14 protein-coding genes and 1 riboswitch are annotated in these 13,023 nt (G+C 66.2%); of the genes, 2 read left to right on the forward strand and 12 right to left on the reverse strand.

Annotation, left to right across the window (positions count from 1 at the left end):
* Position 1: 1 nt before the first annotated feature.
* The 10 genes from lepB (ACFUTU_RS07230) to ACFUTU_RS07275 form a co-directional block, all read right to left on the reverse strand.
* Positions 2-841, reverse strand: a complete 840-nt coding sequence (gene lepB / locus ACFUTU_RS07230) for a signal peptidase I (protein ID WP_377962633.1) — start codon at positions 839-841, stop codon at positions 2-4.
* Positions 842-1,522, reverse strand: a complete 681-nt coding sequence (lepB, locus tag ACFUTU_RS07235) for a signal peptidase I (protein WP_377962636.1) — start codon at positions 1,520-1,522, stop codon at positions 842-844. It abuts the gene before it with no gap.
* 85 nt (positions 1,523-1,607) lie between these two features.
* Positions 1,608-1,967, reverse strand: a complete 360-nt coding sequence (gene rplS / locus ACFUTU_RS07240) for a 50S ribosomal protein L19 (protein WP_111905994.1) — start codon at positions 1,965-1,967, stop codon at positions 1,608-1,610.
* 213 nt (positions 1,968-2,180) lie between these two features.
* A complete protein-coding gene (gene trmD / locus ACFUTU_RS07245; protein ID WP_377962640.1) occupies positions 2,181-2,969 on the reverse strand; it encodes a tRNA (guanosine(37)-N1)-methyltransferase TrmD in 789 nt (262 codons plus the stop codon).
* Complete coding sequence (gene rimM / locus ACFUTU_RS07250; protein WP_377962644.1) at positions 2,970-3,551, reverse strand: ribosome maturation factor RimM; 582 nt, start codon at positions 3,549-3,551, stop codon at positions 2,970-2,972.
* 146 nt (positions 3,552-3,697) lie between these two features.
* Complete coding sequence (locus ACFUTU_RS07255; protein WP_076802241.1) at positions 3,698-3,940, reverse strand: RNA-binding protein; 243 nt, start codon at positions 3,938-3,940, stop codon at positions 3,698-3,700.
* 1 nt (position 3,941) lies between these two features.
* Positions 3,942-4,355: a 30S ribosomal protein S16 gene (rpsP, locus tag ACFUTU_RS07260; protein ID WP_102972220.1), complete on the reverse strand. Its 414-nt coding sequence runs from the start codon at positions 4,353-4,355 to the stop codon at positions 3,942-3,944.
* A 193-nt stretch (positions 4,356-4,548) separates the two neighbouring features.
* Positions 4,549-4,983 carry a hypothetical protein gene (locus tag ACFUTU_RS07265; RefSeq protein WP_377962647.1) on the reverse strand — a complete coding sequence of 145 codons (435 nt, stop codon included), beginning with the start codon at positions 4,981-4,983 and terminating at the stop codon, positions 4,549-4,551.
* Positions 4,984-5,101: 118 nt separating this feature from the next.
* On the reverse strand, positions 5,102-5,977 hold the full coding sequence (locus ACFUTU_RS07270; RefSeq protein ID WP_377962650.1) for a VOC family protein: 876 nt from the start codon (positions 5,975-5,977) through the stop codon (positions 5,102-5,104).
* A gap of 78 nt (positions 5,978-6,055) precedes the next feature.
* Positions 6,056-7,138: an amidohydrolase family protein gene (locus tag ACFUTU_RS07275; RefSeq protein ID WP_377962653.1), complete on the reverse strand. Its 1,083-nt coding sequence runs from the start codon at positions 7,136-7,138 to the stop codon at positions 6,056-6,058.
* A 74-nt stretch (positions 7,139-7,212) separates the two neighbouring features.
* Positions 7,213-7,320, forward strand: a riboswitch (TPP riboswitch).
* Here ACFUTU_RS07275 and thiC point away from each other — a divergent pair.
* Positions 7,316-9,133, forward strand: a complete 1,818-nt coding sequence (gene thiC / locus ACFUTU_RS07280; protein ID WP_377962656.1) for a phosphomethylpyrimidine synthase ThiC — start codon at positions 7,316-7,318, stop codon at positions 9,131-9,133. (Overlaps the previous riboswitch by 5 nt.)
* Here the strand turns inward: thiC and ACFUTU_RS07285 are convergent, their stop codons facing one another.
* Positions 9,134-9,868 carry an alpha/beta fold hydrolase gene (locus ACFUTU_RS07285; RefSeq protein ID WP_377962659.1) on the reverse strand — a complete coding sequence of 245 codons (735 nt, stop codon included), beginning with the start codon at positions 9,866-9,868 and terminating at the stop codon, positions 9,134-9,136.
* 56 nt (positions 9,869-9,924) lie between these two features.
* Entirely contained in the window at positions 9,925-11,505 is a 1,581-nt protein-coding gene (ffh, locus tag ACFUTU_RS07290; RefSeq protein WP_377962662.1) for a signal recognition particle protein, read from the reverse strand.
* An 83-nt stretch (positions 11,506-11,588) separates the two neighbouring features.
* On the opposite strand from ffh, the gene ACFUTU_RS07295 reads away from it, so the two are divergent.
* Positions 11,589-12,965, forward strand: a complete 1,377-nt coding sequence (locus ACFUTU_RS07295; protein WP_377962664.1) for a glucose-6-phosphate dehydrogenase — start codon at positions 11,589-11,591, stop codon at positions 12,963-12,965.
* Positions 12,966-13,023 lie beyond the last annotated feature (58 nt).

The raw sequence follows: 13,023 nt of genomic DNA on the forward strand, positions 1-13,023 counted from the left end.
GCTAGCCTGCCGAGGGCACGTTCTTGAAGACGTCGGGGTAGTTGTCCAGGGCTGCCCAGCGGTTCATTGGCCAGGCGATGACTGCGGCCTTGCCCTCGATATCGGCGATATCGACGAAGCCGCCATTGGTGTCGGTGTGGGCACGGGAGTCCGCCGAGTGGTTGCGGTTGTCCCCCATCACCCAGACCTTGCCCTGGGGCACCACGACGTCGAAGGTGCGGACCGCGGGAACTTCCGCCGGATTGACGTACTTCTCGTCCAGCGCGGCACCGTTGACGGTGATCTTCCCGCCGGCGTCGCAGCAGACAACATGGTCCCCGGGCAGCCCGATGACCCGTTTGACCAGGTGCTGCTCGGAGTTGTCGGGCAACAGCCCGACGAAGGTCAGCCCGTCCTCCACAACGCTGAACGGGCCGTCGGCCTTGGGCGGTGTGGGCGGCAGCCAGCCCTTGGTGTCCTTGAAGACAACGACATCACCGCGCTCGAGGGCGAACGGCTCCGGAACAAGGAGGTTCACAAAGATGCGGTCGTTGATGTCCAAGGTGTTCACCATGGACTCGGACGGAATGTAGAAGGCCCGGAACAGGAACGTCTTGATGAGGAAGGAGAGCACGACGGCGATCACAACCACCGTGGCAATCTCCTTCAGCCACAGCAGGAAGGGGTTGCGGGCATGGCGCTTTTCCTGGCGGCGGGCACCGGCGGGAGCAGCCGACGCCGGTTCGGGGCCGCCGCTTGCGCCGGGGGCCGGAGCTTCCGGAACGGGCTCTTGGGCGGCATGCCGTCCCGGCCCCGCAGCAGTCTGCCGCGGCTCTGAACTCCCGGGATCGATTTCCGGCATCTACTGTCCGTCCTTTGTTGTTGTTTGGGCCGCCAGCGGCGGCCGTGCCACTGACGCAAATCTATCAAGCGGCCAGAGAATCTGTACCGGCCTGCCGATCACCCTGTCCAGCCGCACCATGCCGCCGCCGGGCGCCCCCAGCAGGCTGCGGGAGTCCGCGGAGACGGAACGGTGGTCGCCGAGCAGCCACAGCCTGCCCTCCGGAACGGTTACGTCAAACTTCTGGGTGCTCGCTGCGTCGCCCTCATACAGATAGGGTTCCACGAGTGGCTGACCGTTGACTGTGAGGCGTTTGCCGGCGTCGCAACAGACCACGCGGTCGCCGGGAAGCCCGATGACCCGCTTCACATATGTAGTATCACTGCCGGTGAGTCCCAGCCAGTGCCCCGCTGCGGCCGCCGCTTCCTGCAGCGGGCCTTTTCCGCTGTTCAGCGGGGCGAACGAACCGCGGCCGTCGAAAACGACGACGTCGCCGCGGCGGATCGGTTCGGACTGGAAGGCCGTGCGGGATACCAGGATCCTGTCGCCGGTGCCGAACAGCGGCTCCATGGAAGCGGACGGAATGTAATACACGTCCAGCCAGAGCGAGCGGATCAGCCCGCTGACCAGGACAGCGGCCAGCACTGCCAGCAACGCAAAACGCCAGCCGGGTTTCCCTGGCTGGCGTTTTGTCTGGTCCATAATCCGTATCCTGTGGCGCTGTTGCGGATGGCTCCGGCGCTGGCCGGACACGGGGTCAGGACCCGCCGTGAAAGTCCGGCTGGACTTACTTGGCGGTGCTGAAGTCGCGCTTTTCCTTGATCTTCGCAGCCTTACCGCGCAGTGCGCGCATGTAGTAAAGCTTGGCGCGGCGGACGTCACCCTTGGTGACAACCTCGATCTTTTCGATGATCGGGGAGTGCACCGGGAAGGTACGTTCAACGCCGACACCGAAGGAAACCTTGCGGACGGTGAAGGTTTCGCGGATGCCGTCACCCTGGCGGCCCAGGACGAAGCCCTGGAACACCTGGACACGGGAGTTCTTGCCTTCGATGATGTTCACGTGAACCTTGAGGGTGTCACCCGCGCGGAACTCGGGAACGTCGGTGCGCAGCGAGGCTGCATCTACGGAATCGAGGATATGCATTGATCCACTCCTGGTGAACGCCACAGGTCATCCACTTTGGGTCACGGCGGCCAAGCCCGGACAAGTTCCGGGAATTGCCGCCGAAGTGTTGAAGTCCGGTCCCGCCACCGTTTGGCAGCACCGGGGTGCCTTGCTGTTGGCTACGCTCCCCCTGTGGCAGGCGCGGACCCAGCAGACACAAGGATTAATTTTGCCACATGTGGCACGGATTGGTTAATCACGGAGCCGGAGGTGACCGTCGACGACGTCGTACCCCAGGTCCGCGAGAGCCGCGCGGTCCGCGCGGGGCAGGGCCCCGGCGTCGAACGTCCGCAGCAGGTCAGGACGGCGTTCGGCCGTCCTGCGGTACTGCTCATGCCGCCGCCACTGCGCGATCTTGCCGTGGTTGCCGCTCAGCAGGACGGCCGGGACCTCCCGGTCGCGCCAAACTGAGGGCTTCGTGTAGACCGGGTACTCGAGCAGCCCGTCCGAATGCGACTCCTCCACGAGGGACTCGGGATTGCCCACGACCCCCGGAAGCAGCCGGCCGATGGCTTCCACCATGGCCAGCACGGCCACTTCACCGCCGTTGAGGACGTAGTCGCCAAGGCTGACCGGGCGCACCGTGAAGTGCTCTGCGGCCCATTCAATGACGCGCTCGTCGATGCCTTCGTAGCGCCCGCAGGCGAACACCAGCTGCTCCTCCTCGGCCAGCTCGTACGCCAGTGCCTGGTTGAACCGCTCCCCCGCCGGGGACGGGACGATCAGCACGGGCCTGGCTGCGCCGGCAGGCCGGGCAGCCGCCACGGACTCAAGCGCCTGCGCCCACGGCTCGGCCTTCATCACCATACCGGCGCCGCCCCCGTACGGGGTGTCGTCCACGGTGCGGTGGCGGTCCGTTGTGAACGAGCGGAGATCGTGCACGTTCAGGTCCAGCAGCCCGTCCTGGCGGGCCTTGCCGATGAGCGACAGGTCCAGCGGTGCCAGGTACTCGGGAAAAATACTGACGACGTCGATTCTCATCTACGCTTTGGCCTCCGGCTCGGCGTCGTCTTCGGCAGAGTCCGAACCCCTGGTTTCAGGGTCGTCGGCGCCTTCCTCGTTGATTTCGAACAGGCCTGCCGGCGGGGTGAGCAGGACATAACCGTCCTCGATGTTCACTTCCGGGACGATCTGTTCCACGAAGGGGATGAGGATTTCCTTGCCCTCGGGTGTTTCGACGACGAGCAGGTCCTGCACGGGCATGGTGTTGAGGGCGGTGACCTTGCCCACCGGCTGCGCGCCGACGCGCGCCTCAAGGCCGACAAGTTCGTGCTCGTACCAGCCTTCGTCGGCGTCCTCGTCCAGCTCCTCGGTCTCGATGAACAGCTTGGCGCCGCGGAGCGTTTCCGCACGGTTGCGGTCAGCGACTTCCTGGAAGCCGAGCAGGAGGATGTCCTTGTTCCAGCGGGCACTGCGCACGGTGAGCGGCCCGGCCGAGGCCGGCTCCACCACGAACTCGGTGCCGGGGACGAACCGGTCCTCTGGCGCGTCGGTGAGCACCTGGACGGTCACCTCGCCGCGGATTCCGTGGGGCTTGCCGATACGGGCCACCTGAAGCTGCATGTGTTCCTCTGTTTGGGCTGCGTGGATACGTGGGGGATTTTCGCGGGACCTGGGCACGCGCGCAGGCGTGAGGGCCCAAAGCAGTCCGGCCCCTCCACCAGGAACTGGTGGAGGGGCCGGACGTTAAGGCAAGTGCTGCAGGCGCGTTACCGGCGGCGGTCGGTGTCGACGACGTCGACCCGGACCTGCTCGCCATCCGCCAGTGCCGCCACGACAGTGCGCAGTGCACGCGCGGTGCGTCCCTGGCGTCCGATTACCCGTCCGAGGTCTTCCTGGTGAACGCGCACCTCGAGGGTATCCCCGCGGCGGTTGTTCTTGGCACTGACCTTGACGTCCTCAGGGGAGTCGACAATGCCGCGGACAAGGTGTTCGAGCGCTTCTGCCAGCAATTTACTCAGCCTCGGTGGTCTCTGCTTCAGCCTCGGCGGGGGCTTCCGATGCCTTGGCCTTCTTGGTGATGGCTTCCGGGATGATTACGGAACCCTTCTCCGGAGCAACGAATGCTTCCTTGTCGGCCTTGGTCTTCAGGGTGCCTTCCTGGCCCGGCAGACCCTTGAACTTCTGCCAGTCGCCGGTGATCTTGAGGATCGCGGCAACCTGCTCCGAAGGCTGCGCGCCGACGGACAGCCAGTACTGGGCACGCTCGGAGTTGACCTCGATGTATGAGGGCTCCTCGGTGGGGTGGTACTTGCCGATCTCTTCGATGGCACGGCCATCACGCTTGGTGCGCGAGTCGGCGACAACGATGCGGTAGTACGGTGCGCGCATCTTACCGAAGCGCTTAAGGCGAATCTTTACGGCCACTTTTGTGGTCACTCCTGTTTCTGAAACGGGGTTGAACCCGCGTTCTGCACCCGTGGGGCGGGCCGTACTTGGGGGTTCGAAAAGGACAGGATCCAGACGCGGAGAGAGGGGCCACGCAGATCGAGTACCTGTTCATTGTGCCAGATCGTCCGCGTTATTTCGACTTGACACGAGGACCCGCTCCCATCGCCGGCTAGGAAGACCAGACGTAGAGCCCGGTCCTGCTGCTTTCGTCCACGGTACCGGCGAGCTCTGCCAGCTGCTGGACGTACTTCCGTGCCTCCCCGGCGCCGAACGGCATGTCATCCTCGGCTGCCCAGCGCTCGGCGACCTCGTCCAGAACGTTGCCCTCACCCTCGGACTCATAGGTGAGGAGCTCCGCCAGCGCCCTGACCATGGCCGCGGGCACGCCGAGGAGGGAGTCGCTGGCCACGTCCACCATGGCCAGCTCGTAGTCAGCCCCTGCGGCGTGCACAGCGGCGCCGGCAAAGTCACCGAGCTGTTCAATCTCGAAATCGCTGATGCCGGCGATGCGGATGCCGTCACCGGCGGCGGCGCCGCCTTCCAGCGCCTCTGCGCGCTTGAGGGCGTCATTGTGGGTGGCGACAAACACTTCGGTGAAGCCCATGGATTCGTCCTCATTCCGTTGGCGGTGCATGCCCCGGCAGCGCTGGGGCCCTTCGGATGTCAGCCTAACCCAACCGGGTCGGCCCGGCTCAGCGCGCAGAATTTTCGAACAGCGGCGCTTACCGGACAGCGACCCGGAGCCGGTTGCGCCACGGGTCCTCGAAGCGGAGCTCGGCACCGGTGTGGTGTGATCCGACGCCGGCTGCCCTCAGCCGGTCGGCCAAAGCGCCGACGTCGTCGCCGGAAGGGACTTCGATGAGGACCTCGCCGAGGCCGAGAGTGTCGCGGCGAGGTCCGGCGCCGCGGCTGTTCCAAACGTTCATGGCCATGTGGTGGTGGTAGCCGCCGGCCGACACGAAGAGGGCCTGGCCGTGCCAACCCGCCGTCTTTTCGAACCCCAGGGTGCCGACGTAGAATTCGTGGGCGGACTGCACGTCCCCCACCTGCAGGTGGACGTGCCCCACCTCCGCGCCGGCGCCGTGCTGGCCGACGACGGATTCCTGCGTGAGGTGGTCCTGCAGGTACTTCTGCGGCGGCAGCGCGACGTTGTCCATGACCACGTTCTTACCGTCCCAGGACCAGGCCTCGCGGGGCCGGTCCCAGTAGAGTTCGATCCCATTGCCTTCCGGATCAGTGAAATAAAACGCCTCGCTCACCAGATGGTCGGCACTTCCCACGAAGGACTGCGGCTCATACCGGGCCGCACTGGCAATAGTGGCGGCGAGGGAGGACTGGTCCTCGAACAGGAGGGCGGTGTGGAAGAGGCCGGCTTCACCGCGGCCGGGGATGTTGAGTCCCGGCGCGGGGGCGAGGTGCACCAGCGGCGTCTTCAGCCGGCCAAGGTAGAGACCGCCGTCCTGCTCGGCGATAACGTCGAGGCCGAGGGCGCGCTGGTAGTAGTCGGTCATGAGCTTCATGTCGCCCACCTTGAGCATGACGGTGCCCATGGTGAGGTCGGCAGGAAGCAAGTCCTGGCTGCTGACTGCTGCTGTCATTGAATACTCCCGAGTGTCCGGACCGCCGGACTTCGGCAGTCTTTACATCTCTAAATTACTTGAAGCTTCAATTTATTCCTAACGGACGATCCCGCCCCGCAAGATCACATTCCCCAGGTTGCGGATGGTTTCCGGCACGGTGCGCGGGTCCTCGCGGCAGACCACCACGTCGGCGTCTGCCCCCTCCGCTACCCCATCGGCTCCCAGCCACCGGCGCGCCCGCCAGCAGGCGGCATCCAGCGCCGCTGCGGCCGGCAGCCCCGCTGCATGCAGTTCGAGGATTTCGTCGGCAATGCGGCCGTGCCGGATCACGCTGCCGGCGTCAGTTCCCGCATAGATTTCGATGCCGGCCTCGTACGCTTCCAGGACACGCTCGCGACGGCGGGCCCAGAGTGCGCGCATGTGTGCGGCATACTGTGGGAACTTAGGTTCGGCCTGATCCGCAATGTCGGGGAAGGTGGCGATGTTGATGAGCGTGGGAACGATCGGCACCTGCTGCTCGATGAAGCGGGGAATGTGCCTGGGCAGCAGCCCGGTGGCGTGCTCAATGCAGTCGATGCCGGCGTCGAGCATGTCATCCAGCGTGTCCTCGCCGAAACAGTGCGCCGTGACCCTGGCTCCCTCGTCATGGGCTGCCCGGACAGCGTCACGCACCGCGGCGGCCGGAAACGACGGCGCGAGGTCACCGGCCGGGCGGTCGATCCAGTCCCCCACCAGCTTGACCCAGCCGTCACCTTGCCGCGCCTGCTTGCGCACCGCCTCGACGAGGCCATCCGGTTCAACTTCGACGGCGAAGTTCCGAAGGTAGCGGCGGGACCTGGCAACGTGCCGGCCCGCCCGGATGATGCGCGGCGCGTCAGGCCTCTGCTGCAGCCAGCGGGTGTCGCTGACCACCCCCGCATCCCGCACCAGGAGCGTGCCGGCGTCGCGGTCCGTCATGGCCTGGTCATACGCCACGGCGTCGTCCACCGGACCGCCCGGACCGAGGCCGACATGGCAGTGGGCGTCCACGAATCCGGGCAGGACCCAGCCGTCCAGGACGGCATCAGGCCGTTGGCCTGGCGGGTTGAACGTCAGTTTCCCGTCCACAGCCCAGAGCCCCCGGCGTTCCTCATCCGCCGCTGTGAGCACAGTGCCGCTGAATTCAATAATGTGCGCCATTCCACCAGCTTAGGCCGCAGCTTTGGCCTCCTTCACAGATGGACAGGCACAATCCGGGCTGTGGTAGCTTCGTCTAACGACCACACGGGTGCCCTTGCAGGGGCTGAGATCAGGCTGACGCAGCCTGCGACCGTCGAACCTGTCCGGGTAATGCCGGCGAAGGAAGTGAGCAGTAAATTGAGCACCCAGAAATCACAGCTGACCCCTGCCCAAAATGAATCAGCCCAAAGCGGATCAGAATCCGTCACGCAGTCGCTGAAATCCCATTCACTGGCCTATCTCGAAGGCGACGGCCTGCGTGTTCCGGTAACGGAAATCGCCCTGGAGCCGTCACCGAACGGTGAGCAGAATGAGCCGTTGCGCGTTTACCGCACGGCGGGACCGGGCAGCGACCCGGTGGTGGGCCTCGCACCCTTCCGTGCGGAATGGATCCAGGCACGGGAAGACACGGAAACGTACGACGGACGCGAACGGAACCTGCTCGACGACGGCAAGTCGGCCGTGCGCCGCGGCGCGGCTTCGGCCGAGTGGAAGGGCGCCAGGCCGGTGCCCCGCCGCGGGGCGGAGGGCAAAACCGTAACGCAGATGCACTATGCACGGCAGGGCATCATCACCCCCGAAATGCGCTTTGTGGCCCTCCGCGAAAACTGCGACGTGGAACTGGTCCGCAGCGAACTCGCCGCCGGGCGGGCCATCATCCCCAGCAACATCAACCACCCCGAATCCGAGCCCATGATCATCGGCAAGGCATTCCTGGTGAAGATCAACGCCAACATCGGCAACTCAGCTGTGACCAGCTCCATCGCGGAGGAGGTGGACAAGCTGCAGTGGGCCACCCAGTGGGGCGCGGACACCGTGATGGACCTGTCCACGGGTGATGACATCCACACCACGCGGGAGTGGATCATCCGCAACTCCCCCGTCCCTATCGGCACGGTGCCGATCTACCAGGCGCTGGAAAAGGTCAACGGCGAAGCGAACGCGCTGACGTGGGAAATTTTCCGTGACACCGTGATCGAGCAATGCGAGCAGGGCGTGGACTACATGACCATCCACGCCGGAGTGCTGCTGCGGTATGTGCCCCTTACGGCGAACCGCGTCACCGGCATCGTTTCGCGCGGCGGCTCGATCATGGCCGGCTGGTGCCTGGCGCACCACCAGGAGAACTTCCTGTACACCCACTTTGACGAGCTCTGCGAGATTTTCGCCAAGTACGACGTCGCCTTCTCGCTGGGCGACGGGCTGCGGCCGGGCGCGACGGCGGACGCCAACGATGCCGCGCAGTTCGCCGAACTGGATACCCTGGCCGAGCTGACCCAGCGCGCCTGGGAGTACGACGTGCAGGTGATGGTGGAAGGCCCGGGCCACATCCCGTTCCATCTGGTGCGTGAGAACGTGGAACGCCAGCAGGAGCTCTGCAAGGGTGCGCCCTTCTACACCCTGGGACCGCTGGTGACAGACGTCGCCCCGGGCTACGACCACATCACCTCGGCCATCGGCGCCACGGAAATCGCCCGCTACGGCACCGCCATGCTGTGCTACGTCACGCCCAAGGAACACCTGGGCCTGCCCAACAAGGATGACGTCAAGACCGGCGTCATCACGTACAAGATCGCTGCCCATGCGGCCGACCTTGCCAAGGGCCACCCCGGCGCGAACGAGCGGGACGATGCGCTGTCCAAGGCCCGGTTCGAGTTCCGGTGGCGCGACCAGTTCGCGCTTTCGCTGGATCCGGTGACTGCCGAGTCCTTCCACGACGAGACGCTGCCCGCGGAGCCTGCGAAGACGGCGCACTTCTGCTCGATGTGCGGACCCAAGTTCTGTTCCATGCGCATCAGCCAGGACATCCGTAACGAGTACGGCTCTGCGGAAGCGCAGGCCGCCCTCGCCGAGATGGCGGAAGGCATGCGCGAGAAGAGCGAGGAATTCCTCGCTGCCGGCGGAAAGGTGTACCTGCCGGAGCTGCGGCTGCCGGAATCGGCCCGCCGGTCGTAATCAGGACGCTTTGGGCTGCTGCCGCCGGCTGACCTCGGCGATAAACAGCCTGATGTGCCGGTCGCCCTCCGGTGAGTCGTGGGGCCGGTGCCCTCCCGCAGCGATGCGGTGCAGGGCACCGGTCTCGCGCAGGTAGCCCGCGATCTCCTCATACAGCGGCTCCCAGCCGCCGGTGAGGACCAGCGTGGGAACACCGGGCACGATCTGCAGCGGCGCCTGCCACGGAGGTGCCTGCAGGCGAAGCCGCCTGGCAGCACGCTTCGCCTCCGGCGTACTGGGCTCCGGGGTGTCCGCAGCGAACGCCCGGCGTAAAAATTCGCGTTCGTAATCGTCGTCGCCGAGCTGGTGCCGGACGTCGAACAGCGGCTCCATCAGGGCACGGTGAGCGGCGGTAGCCGGCAAATCCGCGGTGAGCGACAGGCAGGCCGGCTCCACAAGCGTCAGCGAGAAGACCAGATCAGGGCGTTCGACGGCGGCCATCATCGCGGCGATTGCGCCCTGCGAGTGCGCAACCACGTGGCCCCCGGCGGCCCCCCGGCCGTCGTCGGCCAGCGATTGCAGCACGATGCGGGCGTCCTCGGCGAAGTCGGTTTCCAGCGGCTCTGCCTCGGCGTCAAAACCGTGGCGCCGCAGAAAGAGGGCGTCATACTGCAGAGCCATGCCATGCTGGCGCGGCCACGCCGCGGAGCCGAAGCTACCGGCACCGTGGACGAAGACTACCCGCTGCTTATGCATGACCCAACCCTATGGCAGCGGTCTGACACCGGCGCTGGCCGACATGACCGAGCGCCCTATTTGCCGCCCAGGAACTTGTCGAAGCCCTTGGGAAGGTTCAGCTGGGAGGGATCGAAGTCGCCGGACTGCTGCCCGAAGGCCGCTCCGGTGGGCACGGCCTTCGCCCCGGCCGCACGCCTGGCCTCCGCTTCGCGGAGCTCCTGCGCCGCCTTGGCGGGATTGCCTGAGCGCGCCTTCTTCTTGGGCGCGTTCTTGCCGCCCTTGCGGGCACCGCCGCCACCCATGCCAGGCATTCCGGGCATGCCCGGCATGCCGCCGCCCTGGGCCATCTTCTTCATCATCTTCTGGGCCTGGCCGAAGCGCTCCAGCAGGCCGTTGACCTCCGAGACGTGCACGCCCGAGCCGCGGGCGATACGGGCCCGTCGCGAACCGTTGATGATCTTCGGGGCCAGCCGCTCATGCGGGGTCATCGAGCGGACAATAGCCTCCACCCGGTCGATTTCGCGCTCGTCGAACTGCTCCAGCTGCTGCCGGATGTTCTGGGCACCGGGCATCATCATGAGCATCTTCTTCATGGAGCCCATTTTGCGAATCTGCTGCATCTGGGCGAGGAAGTCGTCCAGGGTGAAGTCTTCCTGGTCGGCGAACTTCTTCGCCATCCGGGCGGCTTCTTCCTTGTCCCAGGACTTTTCCGCCTGCTCAATCAGCGAGAGGACGTCACCCATGTCCAGGATGCGCGAGGCCATCCGGTCCGGGTGGAAGAGCTCGAAGTCGTCCAGGCTTTCACCGGTCGAGGCGAACATAACCGGCTTGCCGGTGACCGACGAGACGGACAGCGCTGCACCGCCGCGGGCGTCGCCGTCGAGCTTTGACAGCACGATGCCGGTGAAGTTCACGCCCTCATCGAACGCCGTGGCCGTGTTGACGGCGTCCTGGCCGATCATCGAGTCGATGACGAAGAGGACTTCGTTGGGCACGATGGCCCGGCGGATCTGGCGCGCCTGCTCCATCATGTCGGCGTCGACGCCGAGGCGGCCGGCGGTGTCCACGATGACGACGTCGTGCAGCTTCTGGCGTGCTTCCTCGACGCCGGCACGGGCGACGGCGACGGGGTCGCCGGCCGGGTGCTCCAGTTCGGAGGTGGCGCCCGGGTGCGGGGCGAAGACGGGAACGCCGGCGCGCTGGCCCACAACCTGCAGCTGGGTCACGGCGTTCGGGCGCTGAAGGTCACAGGCAACGAGGATGGGGCTGTGGCCCTGGGCCTTGAGCCACTTGGCCAGCTTTCCGGCCAGGGTGGTCTTGCCCGCGCCCTGGAGGCCGGCAAGCATGATGATGGTGGGGCCCGTCTTGGCCATCCGGATTCGGCGGGTCTCGCCGCCGAGAATTTCAACGAGCTCCTCGTTGACGATCTTCACGATCTGCTGGCTGGGGTTCAGCGCCCCCGAAACCTCGGCGCCGAGTGCGCGCTCACGGACCTGCCCGGTGAACTCGCGGACCACGGGCACGGCAACATCCGCATCCAGCAGGGCGCGCCGGATCTCGCGGACCGTGGCGTCGACATCTGCCTCGGTGAGGCGGCCCTTGCCGCGGAGGTTCTTGAAGGTTGCTGTCAACCGGTCAGAGAGTGAATTGAACACGCGCCGTGCACTTCTTTCAGTGGATGTACGGGACTCGACTATCTAGGGTATCAAGTCAGCCTTACAGGTGGCATGCTGGCAGGGTGACGAGCCAAACGACTGTGAAAACCCTGCTCATCCTCGGTGCCTCCGGCGATCTTACCGGCCGGCTCCTCCTTCCCGGCCTGGCCAGGCTCGTGGCCAAAGGCCGTGCCGGCGGCCTGAAGCTTGTGGGTGCCGGCTCGGACCCATGGTCGCCGGAACAGTGGCGGGAGCGCGTGCACAGAGCTTTTGAGGCGGCCGCCCAGTCGGCGGACGACGCCGGCAAGGACGCACTGGCCGCCATGGAAAAATCGACGGAATACCGCCAAGCGGACGTCACCGCCGACGGCCCACTCGCGCAGCTCCTGGCCGATCTTGAGGGGCCGGTCGCCGTCTACTTCGCGCTGCCGCCGCAGGTGAGCCAGAAGGCCTGTGAAATCCTGCGTCCGGAACAGGTCCCCGCCGGAACACGCCTGGTGATGGAGAAGCCCTTCGGCTCCGGGGAGGAATCGGCGCGTGAACTCAACCGGACCCTCCTGACCCTGGTCCCCGAGGACCACATCCACCGCGTTGACCACTTCCTGGGCAAGGCCACAGTCCTGAATATCCTCGGCCTCCGGTTTGCCAATAATTTCCTGGAGCCGGTCTGGAGCCGCGACCACATTGCCAAGGTGGAGATCATCTTCGAGGAGGACCTGGCCCTTGCGGGGCGCGCCCGCTACTACGACGGCGCCGGCGCCCTGCGCGACATGATCCAGAGCCATCTGCTGCAGATCATGGCACTGCTGGCCATTGAGCCGCCGGCCACCATCGGCGAGCGCGACCTCCGCGATGCCGTCGCCGCAGTGCTGCGGGCCAGCAGCATCAGGCAGCCCTACACGGAGAGCACGGTCCGGGCGCGCTACCTGGCCGGAAGCCTGGGCGGCAAGGACGTCCCCGACTACGCCGCCGAGGAGGGGGTGGACCCGGACCGGAACACCGAGACGCTGGCCGAGGTGCAGGTGAAGATTGACAACTGGCGCTGGAAGGGCGTGCCGTTCATCCTCCGCTCAGGCAAGGCCCTGGGGACCAAGCGCAAGGAAGCGGTGGTGACCTTCCGGCCGGTTCCGCACCTTCCCGCCGGCTTCACAGGCAGGGACACCCCGAACACCCTGCGGATCGGTTTCGGCCCGGACACCCTGGAGCTCGACGTCGATGTTAACGGGCCGGGGGACATCTTCAGCCTGGACCGGGCCGCCCTCGTGGCCGAGCTCAACGCCTCAGACCTGCTGCCCTACGGGGAGGTGCTGGAGGGCGTCCTGACCGGGGACCCCCTGCTGTCCGTCCGGGGTGACACCGCGGAAGAGTGCTGGCGGATCGTGGAGCCGGTGCTTGCGGCCTGGGAAGCGGGCAAGGTTCCGCTCGAGGAATACCGGGCGGGCTCGCAGGGGCCTGCTTAAAAGCGGAGAAGGCCGGTCACCCAGGTAAGGTGACCGGCCCTCCCGCTGCGTTGGGCTG

The sequence above is a fragment of the Arthrobacter sp. NPDC057388 genome (assembly GCF_042668165.1).
Lineage (GTDB): Bacteria > Actinomycetota > Actinomycetes > Actinomycetales > Micrococcaceae > Arthrobacter.